General features: G+C 72.8%; 20 protein-coding genes. 10 read left to right on the top strand and 10 right to left on the bottom strand.

The window, feature by feature from the left end; all coding sequences use genetic code 11:
• Positions 1–37: 37 nt before the first annotated feature.
• The gene (locus BN39_RS15040; protein ID WP_019203251.1) at positions 38–472 is read right to left on the bottom strand and encodes a DUF6069 family protein; all 435 of its coding nucleotides are present in this window, start codon (positions 470–472) and stop codon (positions 38–40) included.
• 147 nt (positions 473–619) lie between these two features.
• On the opposite strand from BN39_RS15040, the gene BN39_RS15035 reads away from it, so the two are divergent.
• A complete protein-coding gene (locus BN39_RS15035; RefSeq protein ID WP_040768438.1) occupies positions 620–1,102 on the top strand; it encodes a cation:proton antiporter regulatory subunit in 483 nt (160 codons plus the stop codon).
• 7 nt (positions 1,103–1,109) lie between these two features.
• On the top strand, positions 1,110–2,276 hold the full coding sequence (locus BN39_RS15030; RefSeq protein WP_019203249.1) for a cation:proton antiporter: 1,167 nt from the start codon (positions 1,110–1,112) through the stop codon (positions 2,274–2,276).
• Positions 2,277–2,291: 15 nt separating this feature from the next.
• On the opposite strand, the gene BN39_RS15025 is transcribed toward BN39_RS15030, so the two are convergent.
• Together BN39_RS15025 and BN39_RS15020 are read right to left on the bottom strand one after the other, a co-directional pair.
• A complete protein-coding gene (locus BN39_RS15025) occupies positions 2,292–2,936 on the bottom strand; it encodes a response regulator transcription factor (protein WP_019203248.1) in 645 nt (214 codons plus the stop codon).
• A complete protein-coding gene (locus BN39_RS15020) occupies positions 2,933–4,096 on the bottom strand; it encodes a sensor histidine kinase (RefSeq protein ID WP_019203247.1) in 1,164 nt (387 codons plus the stop codon). The genes BN39_RS15025 and BN39_RS15020 overlap by 4 nt, the downstream gene beginning before the upstream one ends.
• A gap of 108 nt (positions 4,097–4,204) precedes the next feature.
• On the opposite strand from BN39_RS15020, the gene BN39_RS15015 reads away from it, so the two are divergent.
• Positions 4,205–4,756: a hypothetical protein gene (locus BN39_RS15015; RefSeq protein ID WP_019203246.1), complete on the top strand. Its 552-nt coding sequence runs from the start codon at positions 4,205–4,207 to the stop codon at positions 4,754–4,756.
• 21 nt (positions 4,757–4,777) lie between these two features.
• Here the strand turns inward: BN39_RS15015 and BN39_RS15010 are convergent, their stop codons facing one another.
• On the bottom strand, positions 4,778–5,350 hold the full coding sequence (locus BN39_RS15010) for a TetR/AcrR family transcriptional regulator (RefSeq protein WP_019203245.1): 573 nt from the start codon (positions 5,348–5,350) through the stop codon (positions 4,778–4,780).
• A gap of 98 nt (positions 5,351–5,448) precedes the next feature.
• Between BN39_RS15010 and BN39_RS22340 the strand changes: the two genes are divergently transcribed.
• On the top strand, positions 5,449–7,017 hold the full coding sequence (locus BN39_RS22340) for a PDR/VanB family oxidoreductase (RefSeq protein WP_019203244.1): 1,569 nt from the start codon (positions 5,449–5,451) through the stop codon (positions 7,015–7,017).
• A gap of 7 nt (positions 7,018–7,024) precedes the next feature.
• On the opposite strand, the gene BN39_RS15000 is transcribed toward BN39_RS22340, so the two are convergent.
• The 3 genes from BN39_RS15000 to ppgK all read right to left on the bottom strand — a co-directional run bounded on the left by BN39_RS15000 (position 7,025) and on the right by ppgK (position 10,361).
• Positions 7,025–7,816, bottom strand: coding sequence for an alpha/beta hydrolase (locus BN39_RS15000; protein WP_019203243.1), 792 nt, complete (start codon positions 7,814–7,816; stop codon positions 7,025–7,027).
• A gap of 119 nt (positions 7,817–7,935) precedes the next feature.
• Positions 7,936–9,399 carry an RNA polymerase sigma factor gene (locus tag BN39_RS14995; RefSeq protein ID WP_019203242.1) on the bottom strand — a complete coding sequence of 488 codons (1,464 nt, stop codon included), beginning with the start codon at positions 9,397–9,399 and terminating at the stop codon, positions 7,936–7,938.
• A 218-nt stretch (positions 9,400–9,617) separates the two neighbouring features.
• Complete coding sequence (ppgK, locus tag BN39_RS14990; protein WP_019203241.1) at positions 9,618–10,361, bottom strand: polyphosphate--glucose phosphotransferase; 744 nt, start codon at positions 10,359–10,361, stop codon at positions 9,618–9,620.
• A 114-nt stretch (positions 10,362–10,475) separates the two neighbouring features.
• Here ppgK and BN39_RS14985 point away from each other — a divergent pair, with 114 nt between their 5' ends.
• On the top strand, positions 10,476–11,348 hold the full coding sequence (locus tag BN39_RS14985; RefSeq protein ID WP_019203240.1) for an inositol monophosphatase family protein: 873 nt from the start codon (positions 10,476–10,478) through the stop codon (positions 11,346–11,348).
• 29 nt (positions 11,349–11,377) lie between these two features.
• Here the strand turns inward: BN39_RS14985 and cei are convergent, their stop codons facing one another.
• A complete protein-coding gene (gene cei / locus BN39_RS14980) occupies positions 11,378–12,100 on the bottom strand; it encodes an envelope integrity protein Cei (protein ID WP_019203239.1) in 723 nt (240 codons plus the stop codon).
• Positions 12,101–12,332: 232 nt separating this feature from the next.
• Between cei and BN39_RS14975 the strand changes: the two genes are divergently transcribed.
• A complete protein-coding gene (locus BN39_RS14975; RefSeq protein ID WP_019203238.1) occupies positions 12,333–12,632 on the top strand; it encodes a DUF4193 domain-containing protein in 300 nt (99 codons plus the stop codon).
• Positions 12,633–12,659: 27 nt separating this feature from the next.
• On the opposite strand, the gene BN39_RS14970 is transcribed toward BN39_RS14975, so the two are convergent.
• Positions 12,660–13,151, bottom strand: a complete 492-nt coding sequence (locus tag BN39_RS14970; RefSeq protein ID WP_019203237.1) for a DUF3093 domain-containing protein — start codon at positions 13,149–13,151, stop codon at positions 12,660–12,662.
• Positions 13,152–13,174: 23 nt separating this feature from the next.
• Between BN39_RS14970 and dut the strand changes: the two genes are divergently transcribed.
• On the top strand, positions 13,175–13,633 hold the full coding sequence (gene dut / locus BN39_RS14965; RefSeq protein WP_019203236.1) for a dUTP diphosphatase: 459 nt from the start codon (positions 13,175–13,177) through the stop codon (positions 13,631–13,633).
• A 101-nt stretch (positions 13,634–13,734) separates the two neighbouring features.
• Complete coding sequence (locus tag BN39_RS14960) at positions 13,735–14,559, top strand: DUF3710 domain-containing protein (protein ID WP_019203235.1); 825 nt, start codon at positions 13,735–13,737, stop codon at positions 14,557–14,559.
• Here BN39_RS14960 and BN39_RS14955 read toward each other — a convergent pair.
• Entirely contained in the window at positions 14,543–15,238 is a 696-nt protein-coding gene (locus tag BN39_RS14955) for an alpha/beta fold hydrolase (protein ID WP_040768048.1), read from the bottom strand. The genes BN39_RS14960 and BN39_RS14955 overlap by 17 nt on opposite strands.
• A gap of 28 nt (positions 15,239–15,266) precedes the next feature.
• Here BN39_RS14955 and BN39_RS14950 point away from each other — a divergent pair, with 28 nt between their 5' ends.
• Complete coding sequence (locus BN39_RS14950) at positions 15,267–15,965, top strand: DUF3159 domain-containing protein (protein WP_019203233.1); 699 nt, start codon at positions 15,267–15,269, stop codon at positions 15,963–15,965.
• Positions 15,962–16,456 (top strand): TRAM domain-containing protein (locus BN39_RS23535; protein ID WP_019203232.1); only part of this gene is annotated, 495 nt, incomplete at its 3' end. The genes BN39_RS14950 and BN39_RS23535, both read left to right, overlap by 4 nt.

The raw sequence follows: 16,456 nt of genomic DNA, 5'->3' as shown, positions 1-16,456 counted from the left end.
CTCCGGCGGTGCCGGTGGTCGCTCGTTCGCGCCGCGTTCAGCGCACCCGGCGCAGCAGCGCCTCCAGGGCGGTGACCAGCACCGCCGCGATGACCACGTGCATGAGCGACAGCGTCACCATGGAGGGACCGTCGAAATCGGTGGTCACGGTGCCGGCGATGGTGCCGAGCGCGGCCACCGCGCCGATCACGGCGGCGACCCGCAGGATCGGGGCCCACAGGAGCGAGAGCAGCACGGCGGCGGTCATCCCGACGGCGAGCGGCGCCACCGTCATGAGGACGACGCCGCCCGGGGCGACGGACTGCCGCGCTCCCTCGACCGTCATGGTGAAGTCGCCGCCCGCCGCGAGGCCGATCAGCCACAGCAGCAGGTTCGCCGCGAGCGCGACGGCGACGGTGCCGAGGACGGCGGTCGTGCGGGTGATGCCCCGGCGCGCCGGAGCGGTACGGGCGGAGTCGATGGTGGTGGACATGGTGGCCTCCTGGCGTCGATCGTGTCTCTGGAACGACTCCATTGAATTACCTCAAGATAGGTTTAGGTCAAGCCCGGTGTCCGAATCGGTTTCCGATGCCTCCGGGTTCGGCCGCACGGGGCACTGCGGAGGTCTACGGTGGCGGACGTGAACGTGGAGGTGACACCCCTGCCGGGGATCGGGGTGCGCAAGGATTTCGAACTGGTCGACGGGCGCCGGGTCGGCGTGATCACGCGCCGCGACGGCGGGGTCGACCTCATCGTCTCCGAGCAGGGCGACCCGGACGCCTGCCGGGACCAGGTGCAGATGTCGCACGAGGAGGCCGCCGTCCTCGGCAGTCTCCTCGGCGCGCCGCAACTCGTCGCGCAGCTGCAGGAGGAGCACCGGGACGTGCCCGGCGTGAACACCCGCCAGCTGCCGATCGGCGAGGGCTCTCCCTACGACGGGCGCACGCTGGGCGCGACCCAGATGCGCACCCGGACCAAGGTCTCCATCGTCGCCGTCATGCGCGCCGGCCAGGTGCACCCCTCACCCGGCCCGTCGTTCACCCTGACCGCGGGCGACGTGCTCGTGGTCGTCGGCACAGCGGAGGGCCTGGACGGCGCCGCCAAGCTCCTCGACCACGGCTGATCCCTCGGTGACCAGCACCGCACTGCCGCTCATCGAACTGGGGGCGGTGTTCTTCGTCCTCGGCGTCCTCGGCCGGGTCGCCGCCCGGATCGGCATGTCGCCGATCCCGCTGTACCTGCTGGGTGGGCTCGCCTTCGGCGCGGGCGGCGTCGTCGAGCTGGGCGCCGCGACCGAGTTCGGTCACGTCGCCAGCGAGATCGGCGTGGTCCTGCTCCTGCTGCTGCTCGGCCTGGAGTACACCGCGCCGGAACTCGTCTCCGGGCTGCGCCGGTCCTGGCCCGCCGGGCTGATGGACATCGCGCTCAACGCCACGCCGGGTGCGGTCGTGGCGCTGCTGCTCGGCTGGGGGCCGATCGGCGCCCTGGCGCTCGGCGGCGTCACCTACATCTCGTCGTCGGGCATCGCGGCCAAGGTGCTCACCGACCTGGGCCGCCTCGGAAACCGCGAGACGCCGACGATCCTGTCGGTGCTCGTGTTCGAGGATCTCACCATGGCGGTGTACCTGCCGATCCTCACCGCGCTCCTCGCGGGAGTGGGCTTCTTCGGCGGCCTGCAGGCACTGGTGATCGCCCTCGCCGTGATCACCGTGGTGCTGTGGGTGGCGCTGCGGCACGGGCGCCTGGTGTCCGGGGTGGTGCACAGCGAGGACCGCGAGGTGTTCCTGCTCATGCTGCTGGGCTCCGCGCTGCTGGTCGCGGGTGTGGCCGCGGCGCTGCAGGTCTCGGCCGCGGTGGGCGCGTTCATGCTGGGGATCGCGATCTCCGGAACGACCGCCAACACGGCGACCAAGCTGCTCGAACCGCTGCGGGACCTGTTCGCCGCCATGTTCTTCGTGGTGTTCGGCCTCAACACCGATCCGCGCACCATCCCGCCGGTGCTCGGCTGGGCGGTGTTCCTGGCCGTGGTGACCACCGCGACGAAGGTGTACACGGGCTGGTGGGCCGCCCGCCGCGACGGGGTGCGCAGGATGGGCCGGGCACGCGCCGGGGCCGGGCTCGTGGCTCGCGGCGAGTTCTCCATCGTCATCGCCGGGCTCACCGTGGCCTCCGGCGCCGTCGACGGCGAGCTGGCCGCGCTGGCCAGCGCCTACGTGCTCCTCATGGCCGTCATCGGCCCCATCGTCGCCCGCGCGGTGGAACCGACGGTGCGGGTGGTGCAGGCGCGGGTGGGATGAGGCCCGTCGGCCCGGTCACGGCTCCTCGAGCCCCGCCTGGGCCGCGATCACGGCGGCCTGCACCCGGGACTGGACGCCGAGTTTCATCAGCACCCGCGAGACGTGCGTCTTCACCGTCGCCTCGCCGATGTTCAGGCGGCGCGCGATCTGGTGATTGGAGAGTCCGGCGCCGACCCCGGCCAGCACGTCCCGCTCGCGGTCGGTCAGCGCGGACACGTCGACGGCGGCCTCGGCGACCGCCGGGCTCGGGATCGCTGAGATCACGGCCCGCGTCACCTTGGGATCGAGCACCGCGTCGCCGTCGGCGACGGCCTTGACGGCGCGGACCAGCTCGTCCCCGTCGGCGGACTTCAGGAGGAAGCCGCTGGCCCCGGCGGCCAGCGCGCCGAGCACGTACTCGTCGAGGTCGAACGTGGTGAGCACCAGGACCGCGCAGTCGGTCTGCTCCACGACCTGCGCCGTCGCCGCCAGCCCGTCCACCCGGGGCATGCGCACGTCCATCACCACCACGTCCGGTCCGAGCGCCCGTGCCTGCCGCAGGGCGGCGGCGCCGTCGGCCGCCTCGCCGACCACGCGGACCTCCCCGGAGGACTCCAGGAGCAGGCGCAGCCCGGACCGGATCGCGGCGTGGTCGTCGGCCAGGACGACGGTGACGGTCATCCCGCCACCCGCATCGGGATCGTCGCCCGGACCACCCAGAGGTCGCCCGACGGGCCGTCCTCCGGACCGGCCGCGGCGGTGCCGCCCACGGATTCGGCACGGAAGGCGATGTTGCGCAGCCCGTTCCCGTCGCCTGTGACGGCGCCGGCCGGGCGCGGGTTGGCGGCGGTCATGGTGAGCTCCTGTCCGTCGACGACGAGGTCCACGTCCAGCGGGCGGCCGGACGCGTGCTTGGTGGCGTTGGCGATCACCTCGCCGAGGATCCGCGTGAGGGTGGCCTCGACCGCGGTGGGCAGCTCCGCCTCGGGGGCGCGCACCGTCACCGAGCCGCCGGCCGCCCGCGCCGTGTCGATGAGCGGTTCGAGCGAGGCGAGGGTGGTGCGCACCGCGGCGTCGCCGGGGGAGGTCAGTAGGGTGATCGTCGCCCGCATCTCCTCCAGGGCCGCGAGGCTCCCGGCCCGGATCGACCGCATCACGTCGGCGTCGCCGGGAGAGCGCTGCGCCGCGTCCGCGAGGATGGCCACCGCGGACAGGTGCCCGGCGACGGTGTCGTGCAGTTCCCGGGCCAGCCGCCTGCGCTCCTCGGCGAGCGCGTTCGCGCGGCGCGCCTCGCTCTCGGTCCGCTCCACGTCCGCGAGCCGCCGGTAGGCCAGCACCGCGCGGCCGTACCCGATGGGCGACAACAGGACCGCCACGAGGACCAGCGTCAGGTAGATGCCGCTCTTGACCCCTCCGGTCGCCGACGCGGCGACCGCGAGCCCCATCGTGAGCGCCAGCGCCGTCCACGTGACCGCGGTGCGGAGTCTGTCGCCGCCCGTCGCGACCGCCAGGTAGACGACGTCCGACAGCGCGATCCACAGCACGACCGACGGGCCGAACGGGGCGTCCCAGGCGACCAGTGCGAGCATCAGGCAGAACGCGACGGCGGGTCGCGTGCGGGCCAGGAGCTGGATCGCGAGGGCGCCGCACAGCAGGCCGAACTTCACCTGCCACGGGTAGAAGTGCTCCGTCTCCGCGCGCACCGTCCACCCGTCCGCGGCCCACAGCAGGGCGCCGACCGCCGTGATGCCGATCGCCGGGACCGCGGCGTACTCCGATGTCCAGGACGACATCCAGGAGGGTCGCAGCGAGGACGCCCACGCACGCCTGCCCGATTCCATGCGTCCATTCCAACACACCTCTGGAACGGCGGGGTCCGCCGAAAGGGGGATGCGGTGCGGTCCGATCGCGGGACGCCCGGGGCGCCGGGCGAGCGGCACACTGAGGGCATGAACGAGCTGAACAATCCCGTGGTGTGGACGATCCTGGGCTGTGAGATCGGGTTCTGGGTGCTCGTGCTCGGCGGGCTCGCACTGCGCTACGTCGCGCGCGCCGAGCGCGTCAGCACCGTCGTCCTCGCGCTCGTGCCCGTGCTCGACGTGGTGCTGATCGCGGCGGTCGCGCTGGATCTGCATCGCGGTGGCGAGGTGGGATTCGCGCACCGGCTGGCCGGGATCTACCTCGGCTGCACGATCATGTTCGGCAAGCGGATGATCGTGTGGGCGGACGAACGGTTCGCGCATCGTTTCGCGGGAGCGCCCGCGCCGCACCGGGTTCCGAAGCTCGGACCCGAGCGCACCCGGAAGGAGTGGGAGGACTTCGGCCGCTGGCTGGGCGCGGTGGTGATCGCATCCGCAGTGTCACTCGGACTCGGCTACACGGTGGCGAGCGACGCCCAGCGGGAGTCGCTCATGGGCGTGTTCGGCACCCTGGGCGTGATCACCGTGATCTGGCTCCTCACCGGTCCGCTGTGGGTGGCCGGGCGCCGCCCGTCCGCCTGACCCGGGGCCCGCGCGCCGGCGTCACGCGGCGCGGAGCAGGGGCATCACGACGTCGTCGACGATCGAACGCGCGCCGTCGGGTGGCAGGCGGCCGTCGGTGAGGAAGCGGAACATGACGAGCTCCGGGCCGAGCACGGCAGCGGGGGACTCCGCGGCCGCCTCCGGGACCTCGCCCCGGGCGGCGGCCGCCCGCACCACGGCCCGCAGTTCGTCGGCACGGGGGTCGAACACGGCCTCGTGCAGCGCGTCCATGAGGCCCGGCCTGCGGTGGGTCTCACCCAGGACGGCCCGCATGGCGCGTCCGGCGGGGGAGTCGAGGCCGCGGGCCATCCCCGAGAGCAGGGCCACGAGGTAGCCGCGGAGGTCGCCGTCGAACGGCGGAGCCGGGCGCAGCGTGAAGCCGTGCCGGACCGCGTCCTCGAGGAGCGCGTCGCGGTCCGGCCAGCGGCGGTACAGCGCGGCCTTGCCGGTCCCGGCACGCGCCGCCACCGAGTCCATCGTGACCGCGCCGTAGCCCTTGTCGGCGAGTTCGGCGAACGCGGCCTCGCGGATCGCGCGGAGCAGGTCGTCGCCGCGGCGGCGGGATCCGGTCATCGTCGTCCTCGCGTCGGCGGATGGGGGTGTTCCCCGATGGTGCCACGGGCGCGTCGGGCACAGAATAGAGAACGTATACGTTCACTATAGGAGGGCCGATGTCCCGTTCCCTGCGCCATGTCCTCGTGTGGCTGCACGTGCTGTCCTCGGTGGGATGGATGAGCCAGGCCGCCGCGATGTGCGTCCTCATGGTGCTGAGCGCGACCGCGCCCTCCCGCGACGCCGCGGTGATGGCGATCGACGCCGCTCACACCCTCGACGCGACGGTCCTCGTCGCGTGCGCCAACGCGTCCGCCTTCACCGGCTTCGTCCTCGCCGCGGTCACCACCTGGGGGTACTTCCGGTATCGCTGGGTCGCAGCGAAATTCGTCATCACCCTGGGGCAGCTGTACCTCGGGATCGGCGTCCTGTCCCCGCGGCTGAACGACGCGGTGTCCGCCGTGCGGGGCGGCGGCGAACCGGGCATCGTCCCGCTCGCCGCGGGGACGGCCCTCATGGCGTCGGCCCTCGCGTTCCAGGCGTGGCTGTCCGTCGCCAAGCCGGGGGGACGCACGCGACGCGGAGAGCGGGAGGCGGTCCCGCCGTCCATCGCATCCGCGCCGGTGTTCGCTCTCTGCGTGGCCGCGCCGCTGTTCGACGTCGTCGTCCTGGCCGCGCTCGGCGATCCGACCCCCGTCGCCCAGCTCGCGGCTCTGGTGGTCGTCCTCGTGGATCGGCGCCGCCGCACGCTCCGGTCCCGCCGCGCCCTGGGCGCCGCGGCGCGGCCCGAGCCCGCGTCGAACGCCAGGGTCGCGGAGGTGCGGGAGGTGTGCGACGGAGTGCGGGCGCTGCGCCTGATCCCCGACGATCTCCGGTCCTGGGAACCCGGCGCGCACATCGACCTCACGCTGCCCTCGGGCACCGTCAGGCAGTACTCGCTCGCCGGCGATCCCGGCGACTCCGGCTACCTGATCGCCGTGCGACTCGAGGCCGCGGGACGCGGAGGATCGGCCGAGGTGCATCGTCTCGCGGTCGGCGACGCGGTCCGGGTCTCCGCTCCACGCAACGACTTCCCGCTTGTTCCGGCACCGTCGTACCTGTTCCTCGCAGGCGGGATCGGCGTGGCACCGTTCCTTCCCATGCTCGTCGCGCTCGACCGGGCGGGTGCGGACTTCCGCCTGGTGCTCCGCGGTCGGCGGGCGGGCGCGATCCCGTTCGCGGACGAGCTCGCGGGACGCCACGGGGACCGGATCACGGTGTCGGCGGCGGATCGCGAACCCCGGCCCGATATCGCCGCGCTGGTCCGCACCGCGGCCCCCGGCACCGCGGTCTACGTCTGCGGCCCCGAGCCGATGATCTCCGCCGCCGAGGCGGCGGGCACCGTGCACGCCGAGCGGTTCACGGTGGGCGCCGACGCCACCGGCGAGCCCTTCGACGTCTACCTCGCCCGAACCCGAGCGACGGTGCACGTCGGTGCCGGCGAATGCACCCTGGACGCGTTACGGCGGGAGCTGCCCGGCGCGCCGTCGTCCTGCCGGACGGGGCTGTGCGGGAGCTGCGAGCTGGCCGTACTCGCCGGGCGCGCCGACCACCGCGACACCGTGCCCGCCCCGGACCGCGGCCGGGAGGGGGTGTTCTATCCGTGCGTATCCCGCTCCGCGGACCCGCTTCTCGTGGTCGACGCGTGAACCACGGTCAGGCGCGGTTCAGGAACGCCACCACGTCGGCCAGCACCTCCGCCGAGTTCGTCTCGTTGAAGATCTCGTGGCGGGCGCCGGGGTAGAGCTTCTCCTCGCTCGCCTCCGGGTGGATGACCCGCCACGCCGCGCGCGTCTCCTCCGGCACCACGATCTCGTCGTCCGAGCCGTGCAGCCACAGCGTCCGGGTACCGAGCGTTCCGCCCGCGTCGATCGTGTCCAGCGCCCGCTTCCAGGCCGCCACCGTCGGCTTCTTGAACGGCCCGTGCCACACCAACGGGTCCGCCGCGTACGCCGTGCCGACCGCCGCGTCGCGGGACAGCAGCGCCGGATCGAGCGGCACGTCCGGGATCTCGTCGAGCCCGATCAGGTTCAACACCAGTCGAGCCGGGCCGAGTACCGGACCGGAGAGCACCAGCGACTCCAGTTCCCGCCCGTAGCGCTGCCCGTACCGCGCCGCGATCATCCCGCCCATCGAATGCCCGACGAGCGCGACCGGCAGCCCCGGATGCTCCGAGACGGCGCGCTCGTACAGCAGGTGCAGATCGCTCACCACACCCTCGTAGTCCTCGATGAGCACGCGTTCGCCGGGGGAGCGGCCGTGCCCGATGTGGTCCACCGCGTACACCACCGCACCGTCGGCCTGCAGCGCCGCCGCGACGTGCGGATACCGTCCGGCGTGCTCACCGTAACCATGTGCGAGCAGGACGATCCGGCGCGGCGAGTCGACGTCCCAGCGGTACGCGACGAGCTCGCCGGCGTGGCCGGGCAGGCTGAATTCTGCGGGCATGGGGCACCTTTCGAGTCGTGGGCTGGCTGGTCCCACGCTAGCGAGGCCGCCGGGCCGCCCGCGCCCGAATACGCGAACGCGCCCCCACGGGACCGTGGGTGCGCGTTCGGCGAGCGGTGCTAGTCCAGGTAGTCCCGGAGCACCTGCGAGCGGGACGGGTGCCGCAGCTTGCTCATCGTCTTCGACTCGATCTGGCGGATGCGCTCGCGCGTCACGCCGTAGACCTGACCGATCTCGTCGAGGGTGCGCGGCTGACCGTCGGTGAGCCCGAACCGCAGGCGGACCACGCCGGCCTCGCGCTCGGACAGCGTGTCCAGCACGGACTGGAGCTGATCCTGCAGCAGCGTGAACGACACGGCGTCCACCGCGACCACGGCCTCGGAGTCCTCGATGAAGTCGCCGAGCTGCGAATCGCCCTCGTCGCCGATCGTCTGGTCCAGCGAAATGGGCTCGCGCGCGTACTGCTGGATCTCCAGCACCTTCTCCGGCGTGATGTCCATCTCCTTGGCCAGCTCCTCCGGCGTGGGCTCACGGCCCAGGTCCTGGAGCAGCTCGCGCTGGATGCGGCCGAGCTTGTTGATGACCTCCACCATGTGCACCGGGATGCGGATGGTGCGGGCCTGGTCGGCCATGGCGCGGGTGATCGCCTGACGGATCCACCAGGTGGCGTACGTGGAGAACTTGTAGCCCTTGGTGTAGTCGAACTTCTCCACCGCGCGGATCAGGCCCAGGTTGCCCTCCTGGATCAGGTCCAGGAACGCCATCCCGCGGCCCGTGTAGCGCTTGGCCAGCGAGACCACGAGGCGCAGGTTGGCCTCGAGCAGGTGGTTCTTGGCCCGGTTGCCGTCCCGCGCGACCCAGTTCATGTCGCGGCGGATGCCGATCGCGGGCTTCTCGCCGCGCTCGAGCCACCGGTTGATCATCTGCTCCGCGAACAGGCCGGCCTCGATCCGCTTCGCGAGCTCGACCTCCTCCTCGGCGTTGAGCAGCGCGACCTTGCCGATCTGCTTGAGGTACGCGCGCACCGAGTCCGCCGAAGCGGTGAGCTCGGCGTCCTTGCGGGCCTGGCGCAGCGCCTCGGACTCCTCCTCGTCCCAGACGAAGTCGCCGGAGGCCTTGTCCTGCTCGGAGGGCTCGTCCTCCTCGGTGTCCGCGGGCGCCGGCTTGGTGACCGCGCTCTTGGGCTCCGGGGCGTCCTCCGACGCGTCGTCCGATTCGATCGCCACGTCCTCGTCGGACAGGTCCTCGGGGTTCGGATCACCGTCGAGCTCGGGCGCGTCCTCGTCGGTCGCGCCGTCCTCCGGATTGGCGGCCGAGGCGTCCTTCTTGCCTGCCGCCTTCTTCGCGGTCTTGGCCGGTGCCTTCTTCGCGGCGGTCTTCTTGACCGCCGCCTTCTTGGCCGGTGCCTTCTTGGCCGCGGCCTTCTTTGCGGGGGCCTTCTTGGCCGGTGCCTTCTTCGCGGGGGCCTTCTTGGCCGCCGTCTTCTTCGCCGCGGTCTTCTTGGCGGGGGTCGCCGCCGAGGTGGCCGAACCGTCTGCGCCGTCTGCCGACTGCGCCCCGGCGCTGTCCTGCGTCGCTGCCACTTACGCCCTTTCCTACTGTCCGTCTCTCCACCGGAGGACGCTCCCCGAGCGCGGCAGCGCCACACGTCCCGGCGGTGGCGGGGCGGGGTAGCGGCTGAGGCGGCCGGGAGCGAGGAGGTCCGGCGGTTGGTCCGGCGTGTTCGCGCCGGGCCCCCATTGTAACGATTCTGCGACGAAGGCTGCGTTCACCCGCGTCTTCAACACCGAAAACGGCTCGATCAGCCCCGACCGGAGGCCATCGCGGCACCCACGATGCCCGCCGTGTTCAGCAGCGCGGCGGGCGTCACGGGGGTCCGCACGTCGAGCAGCGGGACCCACTTCTCGGCCTTCCGGCTCACGCCGCCGCCCACGATGATCAGGTCCGGCCACAGCAGCTTCTCGTACTCCTGGAAGACGCGGCTGACCTCCTTCGACCACCGCTCGTAGCTCCACCCCTTGCGCTCCTTCACCGAGCTCGCCGCGCGGTGTTCGGCCTCCTTGCCGTCCACCTCGATGTGGCCGAACTCGGTGTTCGGCACCAGGGTCCCGCGACGCAACAGGGCCGATCCGATGCCCGTCCCCAGGGTCAGCAGCAGTACCACCCCCTCGACGTCGCGGCCGGCGCCGTAGCGGTCCTCGGCGAGCCCCGCCGCGTCGGCGTCGTTGAGCACCGTCACGTCCCGCCCGAGGGCCTCGGTGAACAACGCGTCGGCGTCCGTGCCGACCCAGCCCGCGTCGATGTTCGCGGCGCTGCGGACGGTGCCCTTGGTCACGACGGCGGGCACGGTGACGCCCACGGGGCCCTGCCAGTCGAAGTGGTCGACGACCTCGCGCACGGCTTCGGCGCAGGCCTCGGGCGTCGACGGCTGCGGTGTGAGCACCTTGAAACGCTCGCCCACCAACTCGCCCGTGTCCATGTCGACGACGCCGCCCTTGATGCCGCTGCCGCCGATGTCCACGCCGAATCCCAGATTCTCCGCCATGCGTACTCCCGCCGTTCCTCACCTGTGCCGGACCGGATTCCGGCTCGGGGCGTGCATCCGCGCCGCCGCGGCGCCGGACCCCGACGGTGTCAAACTACCGTGGATTGTGGTTCTGTGGAGGGCGTGCAGCATGACCGGCTGGAGTTGTCCGAGATCGCCGTGACCGTGGTCCGTGAGGCCGCGCAACGGGTCGCAGCGCGCCGTGCGGAGGTCTTCGGCGCCAACGCATTCGACGAGACGGGCGGGGAGACCCCGGACGGCGTCGCCACGAAGTCCACACCGACGGATCCCGTCACCGTCGTCGACACCGAGACCGAGCGTTTCGTGCGCGATCGGCTCACCGAGCTCCGCCCCGACGACGCCGTCCTCGGCGAGGAGATGGGCGGCGACGCCGGCGAGCCCGGCGCAGTGCGGTGGATCGTGGACCCCATCGACGGCACCGTCAACTTCCTCTACGGGGTGCCGGCGTACGCGGTCTCCCTCGGCGCCCAGGTCGACGGGGTGTCCGTGGCGGGCGCCGTCGCCGATGTGGTCGGCGGCCGGATCTACGCCGCCGCTCTCGGAGGCGGGGCTCGCGAGATCGGGCCGGACGGCGACGAGCGGATCCTGCGCGTGAACCCGATCGCGGATCCCTCGCTGGCCCTCGTGGCCACCGGGTTCGGGTACGCCCGGGAGCGCCGCGAGAAGCAGGGCCGCGTGCTGGCGCAGGTGCTGCCGCAGGTCCGCGACGTGCGCCGGATCGGTTCCGCAGCGCTCGACCTGTGCATGGTCGCGGCCGGCCGGGTGGACGCCCACTACGAGCACGGACTCAGCCCGTGGGACTGGGCCGCCGGTGCTCTGATCGCGCAGGAGGCCGGGGCCGTCGTCGTCGTCCCGGCCGTCTCGTCCACGAGTGCCGACGGTGCGCTGACCTTCGCCGCGGCGCCGGGCGTCGCGGACCGGATGATCGAGATCCTGCGCGCCGCGGGCGGCCTCGAGAACCTCTAACCTCTAGGCCCGGGGGAGATCAGGGCGGGTCAGTTGCAGGGCTTGTCGTGCACCGCCGAGACCAGCGCGGGGTTCGCGCCGCCGTCCGCCGCGTCGGCCGGGGCCGACCGCAGGATGCGCAGGATCTCCTGCGCGTCAGTACTGGGTTCCAGGTCGGTGAAGAAGGTGCCCAGGGTCAGGTCGACCGACGAATCGCGCCGGCCGTCGTTGACGAGCTCCGCGCACGGGGCGATCACCCACACCGCCGAGGCGGCGGACCGGCCCGCGTCGCCGAACCGGATCTGCGCCTGGCACTCCATCTTCGAGTACAGCGCGTCGTTGCCGTAGGCGCCGGTGGGCGGCGCCGCGTAGCCGTAGTCGGAGAGCTTGTTCAGGGTCGTCTCCGCGCGCCCGGACTGACCGGAGGCGTTGAGCACGCGCACCGTGGTCGCGGCGAGTGGGGCGGGGCGCACCGAGATGAGGTCGTTGGGGGAGACCACGTCGAACCGGGCCGACGCGGGGCGCGCGGGCGCCTGCGAGGCTCCCGCGGGCGCGGTGGCGGACGTCGGCGCCGCCGAGGACCCGGCGGAGGGCGGCGGACAGGACACGGGCGCCGCGACCTCGGTCTGCGCGGACAGCGCGCGGGCCCACGTCGCGATCGCGACCACGGCGAGGACCGCCACCACGATGAGGATGGGCAGCGCGTTCCTGCGGCGGAACGGCTCGCCGCCCCGGTCGAATCGGCGGCCCGCGCCGGTGAGCTGGGAAACCACGGCCCCGACCTTACGGGAGCGGGAGCCCGAGGGGCCGGAGGCGCCGCCGGGAATCATCCGCGCGCGTTGCGCGTTTGAGGTGCAGCAAGCGGCATACGGGTTGTGGAACAGCAAAACGCGTGACAACGCTGTGGAGGTGCGCTACACTCTGGCCGCTCGCAGCGGGAAAAGATGCCCGGACGCATCGGAAACCCCGAGGCGGAGGGCCCGAGCAGGATGGGGATTAGACGCTATGGCAACTGATTACGACGCGCCGCGGCGCTCCGAGGCGGACGAGATCTCGGAGGATTCGCTCGAGGAGTTGAAGGCGCGCCGCAACGAGGCACAGTCGGGCACGGTGGACGTGGACGAAGGCGAGACCGCCGAGTCCTTCGAGCTTCCGGGCGCCGATCTCTCGGGCGAGGAACTGAGCGTCCGCGTGGTACCCAAGCAGGCCGACGAGTTCACCTGTACGAGCTGCTTCCTCGTGTACCACCGCAGCCGCCTCGCCGATCCGAACGGCACCGAGCTGATCTGCATCGACTGCGCCTGACGGCGAACACTCCCGCGGCGACCCGCTCTAACCGAGCGTGGTCGCGGCGGGGATGGACGCGAGCAACTTCTCCGGATGCCGGGTGGAGACCATCCAGTACGGCGTCGGATCCTCCGGATCGTCCAGTACCACTGCGACCATGGTCTTGATCCAGCCCTTGTGATAGACGAACGCCGCCGGATCCAGTTGGCGGCCCATCGCGGAACTCTTCGCCGACGCCGGCACCACGGCGGTCCGCGCGATCAGCTCCAGCGGCAGATGCGCCGCACCGGCCCACAGCTCACCTTCGCGCACGGCGACGGTGCCCCGGCCCATCGACCACAGCAGCACGCCGATGACGGCCACCACGACGACGAACGCGCCGATCATCCACGAGCCCCAGACGGCGGCCAGCGTGATCTCGTAACAGATCAGGCCCGCGACGACGGCGCCGAAGAGCCACCAGTACCAGGGGATCGTCAGCCGTTCGAAATACGGCGGGTTCGGCTGCGAGGTCTTCTCCGACGGATCGTGCTCCACCCCACCAGCGTAGTCTGCAACGCATGGTGAGCCAGATACCCCTGCTGCGGCTCGACGAGGGCCTGCCGATGCCCAAGCGCGCGCACCCCGGCGACGCGGGCGTCGACCTCTGTTCGACGACGGACGTGACGATCGGGCCGGGGGAGCGCACCCTGATCCCCACCGGCGTCGCGATCGCGCTGCCGTACGGCACCGTCGGCCTGATCCACCCCCGCTCCGGCCTGGCCGCGAAGCACGGCCTCACGGTGGTCAACACGCCGGGCACGGTGGACGCCGGCTACCGCGGCGAGATCAAGGTGTGCCTGCTCAACACGGACCGCGGGACCCCCGTGACGATCGCCCGCGGCGACCGGATCGCCCAGCTCCTCGTGCAGCGCGTGGAACTGCCCGACTTCATCGAGGTGTCCTTCCTGGACGAGACCGTGCGCGGCGCGGGCGGCTACGGATCGTCGGGCGGGCACGCGAGTCTCGACCCCGCCTGACGCGCGTCCGTCGGCGTACCGGCCGCCCACCGTCGTACCCTGAACCCCGGAGAACCGCCGCACCGCGGCGGACACCGTCTCAACTCGAGGAGCACCGTCACATGGCCTTCGGCCGCCGCAAGTCCGGCAAGCAGCGCAGCACCGCGAACGTCGATCCCTACGCCACGATCGGGCAGCCCGAGCACCACACCGCACCCGCGCCCGTCGAGGTGGAGGAGCTGCAGGTCCTCGGCAGCGGCGAGGGCCCGTACGACCTGTCCCTCCTCGAGGACGAGGAGGGCCTCGACGAGGGCCGGCTCGACCTGGGCTCGATCATCCTCGCGATGCCGCAGGAGTCCCAGCTGCAGGTGGAGATGAGCCCCGAGGGCGCCCCCGTCGGCGTGCACGTCGACACCCCCGTCGGGCGGATCACCCCCGGCGTCTTCGCCGCCCCGAAGAAGGGCGGCCAGTGGCGCGAGGTGGTCACCGAGCTCACCGATTCGTTGCGCGAGAACGGCGCCCAGGTGACCATCGAGGACGGCCACTGGGGCCGCGAGGTGGTCGGGGTGCAGCCCGACGGCGTGCTCCGGTTCATCGGCGTCGACGGTCCGCGGTGGATGGTCCGGTTCGTCGTCGCGTCGCCCGAACAGGCGTCCGAGCAGGCCGCCCAGACGGCACGCGCCATGATCGCGGAGACCGTGATCCGCCGCGGCACCGACCCGCGTCCGGCCCGCGACCACCTGGAGATCGAGCTGCCCTCCGAGCTGGTGCAGCAGCTGCAGCAGGCCATGGCCGATCAACAGGCCCAGCAGGAGCAGGCCGCGGCGTCGATCGCCGCACAGGTCGCGCAGCGCGCCTCCGCCGACGGGCCCTCCGCCCTCCGCCAGGCCAACCAGGACCGGCTCACCCAGGGATCGGCCCTGTCCCGGCTCAAGAACCAGCAGTAAGCGCGCCCAGGCCCGCCCGGCCCAGCACGGCCGGGTCCGGCCCCAGGTCCGCGAGAGCTACCACGACGGTGTCGGCGCCCGGTATCGCGGCGCCCCACGCGCGGGCGACGGGCAGCGGGTGGATGAGGTCGCCCTCCGCGCCCACGACGACGGTGCGCGCGCGCAGGCCCGCGAGCCGCTCCTCCGACGGCGCCACGAACCCCGCCGCCTCGCGCAGCGCGGGGGCGAGGAAATCGCCGTGCGCCGCCCAGGACCGGGTGAGCTCGCGCGCCAGCCACGCCGGCGCGCCGTCCTGCATCCGCGCGATCGCCGCCGCCGCGCCGAGATCCTCGACGGTGTCCGCCGTGACCCGCGCCGACAGCGCCGCGGGGACCTCGGGGCCGGCGGGCCCGGACCACGGCGGCAGGGTCAGCACCAGCGTCACGTCGGCCTCCGGATGCTCCAGGGCCCACGCCGCCGCCACCGCGGAACCCAGCGAGACACCGCAGGCCAGCAGCGGACCGTCGGACGCGGCGCGGTCCAGCGCCGCGCGGTAGCCGGCCACGACCGACGGGGGCTCCGCGTCGACCGCCATCGTGGACCGGCACAGCGCCGTGAGCGGCGCGAACGCGCGCAGCGCGAAATCCGCGTCGGAACCGGAACCCGGCAGCAGGACGGCCGTGGAGCGCATCAAGTCCATCCGCCGAGCATGCCAGTAAGGTGGCCGTGTGACGGAAGGTGCGCAGAACGACACGGCCGAGGACGCCGCCCCGGACAAGCCGCTCAAGGAGCAGGTGCTCGACCAGATGGGCGGATGGCAGGGGTTCGTCTATTCGACGCTGCCGGTCGTCGTGTTCGTTCCGGTCAACGCACTGTGGGGCCTGGGCTGGGGCGCCGGGGCGGCCCTCGCCGCAGCGCTGCTGATCCTGGTGGTCCGCCTCGCGACCCGCACCAGCGTGCAGCCCGCGATCTCCGGGTTCATCGGGGTCGCGTTCTGCGTGATCATCGCCCTCGTCCTGGGCGGCCGGTACTACTACCTGTACGGCATCGTCAGCCAGGCGGTGCTCGCCGTCGCGTTCGCCGTGTCGATCGCAGTGCGGCGGCCCCTCGTCGGGGTGCTGTGGCACTTCTTCCAGGGCGCCGAGGAGGGGCCCGACTGGCGCACCCGCCCCCGCGACATGCGCACCTTCATCTGGCTCACCGTGCTGTGGACCGTCGCGTTCCTGGTGCGCTTCGTGATCCAGGGCGCCCTCTTCCTGCAGGACAGCGTCAACTGGCTGGGCGTGGCCCGGATCGTCATGGGATGGCCCATGTTCGCGGTCCTGCTGCTCGCCACCTTCGCGGTGTGCCGACGGCTCGACACCTCCGGGCACGACGAACCGCCGCACGCCGACGACCCGGGGCGCCCGGGCGGGGCCGCAGCGTGAGCACCCCCGCGGTCGGCGACGTCCTCGAACTACGGGGCGGCGCACCCGGGCACGGAGGCTTCGTCGTGGCCCGGCACGACGGCCGCGCCACGTTCGTCCGCGGCGCCCTCCCCGGGGAGACGGTGCGCGCCGAGGTCACCGAGGTGAAGAAGTCCTACGCGCGCGCCACCACGATCGAGGTCCTCGAGCCGTCGCCGTACCGCACCGCCGAGGCCTGCGCGGCCGCAGCGGCGGGCGCCGGCTGCTGCGACCTCACCTTCGCCACCCCGCAGTACCAGCGCGAACTCAAGGGCCAGGTGCTCGCCGAGCTCCTGGTGCGGTTCGGCGGCTTCCCGGAGGGCCGGTTCGAGCCCGCCGTCGCGCCCCTCGACGCGGGCCCGGTCACCGGCTGGCGGCACCGCGCGCGCCTCGTGGCCGACGACGCGGGCCGGCTCGGCCAGCACGCGCACCGCAGCGACGCCGTCGTCGCCGCGCCGTGCGCGCAGCTCCCC

Source organism: Tsukamurella sp. 1534, from assembly GCF_000312385.1.
Classification (GTDB): Bacteria; Actinomycetota; Actinomycetes; order Mycobacteriales; family Mycobacteriaceae; genus Tsukamurella.
The sequence above is the reverse complement of the archived record's forward strand: the minus strand, read 5'-3'. Positions and strand labels throughout refer to the sequence as shown.

Bases quoted from the DNA above. Each gene is read 5' to 3' on its own strand.
- BN39_RS14975 (WP_019203238.1), top strand. From the start codon at position 12,333: ATGGCAACTGATTACGACGCGCCGCGGCGCTCCGAGGCGGACGAGATC.
- BN39_RS15000 (WP_019203243.1), bottom strand. From the start codon at position 7,816: ATGCCCGCAGAATTCAGCCTGCCCGGCCACGCCGGCGAGCTCGTCGCG.
- BN39_RS15025 (WP_019203248.1), bottom strand. From the start codon at position 2,936: ATGACCGTCACCGTCGTCCTGGCCGACGACCACGCCGCGATCCGGTCC.
- ppgK (WP_019203241.1), bottom strand. From the start codon at position 10,361: ATGGCGGAGAATCTGGGATTCGGCGTGGACATCGGCGGCAGCGGCATC.
- BN39_RS14955 (WP_040768048.1), bottom strand. From the start codon at position 15,238: ATGGACTTGATGCGCTCCACGGCCGTCCTGCTGCCGGGTTCCGGTTCC.
- dut (WP_019203236.1), top strand. From the start codon at position 13,175: ATGGTGAGCCAGATACCCCTGCTGCGGCTCGACGAGGGCCTGCCGATG.
- BN39_RS22340 (WP_019203244.1), top strand. From the start codon at position 5,449: ATGTCCCGTTCCCTGCGCCATGTCCTCGTGTGGCTGCACGTGCTGTCC.
- BN39_RS15015 (WP_019203246.1), top strand. From the start codon at position 4,205: ATGAACGAGCTGAACAATCCCGTGGTGTGGACGATCCTGGGCTGTGAG.
- BN39_RS15040 (WP_019203251.1), bottom strand. From the start codon at position 472: ATGTCCACCACCATCGACTCCGCCCGTACCGCTCCGGCGCGCCGGGGC.
- BN39_RS15010 (WP_019203245.1), bottom strand. From the start codon at position 5,350: ATGACCGGATCCCGCCGCCGCGGCGACGACCTGCTCCGCGCGATCCGC.
- BN39_RS14960 (WP_019203235.1), top strand. From the start codon at position 13,735: ATGGCCTTCGGCCGCCGCAAGTCCGGCAAGCAGCGCAGCACCGCGAAC.
- BN39_RS15020 (WP_019203247.1), bottom strand. From the start codon at position 4,096: ATGGAATCGGGCAGGCGTGCGTGGGCGTCCTCGCTGCGACCCTCCTGG.